Here is a 1,197-nt window from a genome sequence, read left to right on the forward strand (position 1 = left end):
GGAGACCGTACGGGCGGTACGCCTACGGCCGGTCGCTGGTGACCAGGGAGCGGTGAGGCGTCAAGGCAGCTCACCCTCCCCGGCGAGTCGGATGGCCTCGTCGAGCAGCGCCTCGACGATCTTCGATTCGGGAACGGTCCTGATGACCTCCCCCTTCAGGAAGAGCTGGCCCTTGCCATTGCCGCAGGAGACGCCGAGGTCGGCCTCGCGGGACTCGCCCGGACCGTTGACGACGCAGCCCATGACGGCGATGCGCAGCGGGTGCGGGAAGCCGTCGAAGGCGGCCTCGACCTGGGCGGCGAGCTTGTGGATGTCGACCTGGAGGCGGCCGCAGCCGGGGCAGGAGACGATTTCGAGCTGACGGGGGCGCAGGCCCAGCGATTGCAGGATGTGATTGCCGGCCTTGACCTGTTCGACCGGCGGGGCGGAGAGGGAGACGCGGATGGTGTCGCCGATGCCCTCCGCCAGCAGCACGCCGAAGGCGACGGCGGACTTGATGGCGCCCTGGAACGCGGGGCCCGCCTCGGTCACGCCCAGGTGCAGCGGATAGTCGCAGCGCTCCGCCAGCGCCCGGTAGGCGGCGATCATCGTGAGCGGGTCGTGGTGCTTGACCGCGATCTTCAGATCGGTGAAGCCGTGCTCCTCGAAGAGCGAGCACTCGTGCAGGGCCGACTCGGCGAGCGCCTGGGGCGTCGCGGAGCCGTATTTGTCCAGCAGCCGCTGGTCCAGGGAGCCCGCGTTGACGCCGATGCGGATCGGGATCTTCGCCGCCGAGGCCGCCGCGGCGATCTCCCTGACCTTGTCGTCGAACTTCTTGATGTTTCCGGGATTGACGCGGACCGCCGCACAGCCGGCGTCGATGGCCTGGAAGACGTAGCGCGGCTGGAAGTGGATGTCCGCGATGACGGGGATCGGGGACTTCGCGGCGAGCGCCGGAAGGGCCTCGGCGTCGTCCTGGGAGGGCACGGCGACCCGCACGATGTCGCAGCCGGCCGCCGTGACCTCGGCGATCTGCTGGAGCGTCGCGTCGATGTCGGCGGTGTTGGTGGTCGTCATGGTCTGCACGGAGACCGGTGCGCCGCCGCCGACGGGGACATCGCCGACGTTGATCCGCCGCGTGGGGCGGCGCACCGGGGTCTTGGGGGGAAGGGCCGGCAGGCCCAGATCGATGGCGGTCATCTTCAGACCCTCCGTACG

General features: G+C 70.2%; 1 protein-coding gene. It reads right to left on the reverse strand.

Annotation, left to right across the window (positions count from 1 at the left end; genetic code table 11):
- Window positions 1-60: 60 nt before the first annotated feature.
- Complete coding sequence (gene ispG, locus ACFU99_RS44175; protein WP_384404510.1) at window positions 61-1,179, reverse strand: flavodoxin-dependent (E)-4-hydroxy-3-methylbut-2-enyl-diphosphate synthase; 1,119 nt, start codon at window positions 1,177-1,179, stop codon at window positions 61-63.
- Between the last annotated feature and the right edge of the window lie 18 nt (window positions 1,180-1,197).

This window comes from Streptomyces sp. NPDC057654, assembly GCF_042800135.1.
Taxonomy (GTDB): domain Bacteria; phylum Actinomycetota; class Actinomycetes; order Streptomycetales; family Streptomycetaceae; genus Streptomyces.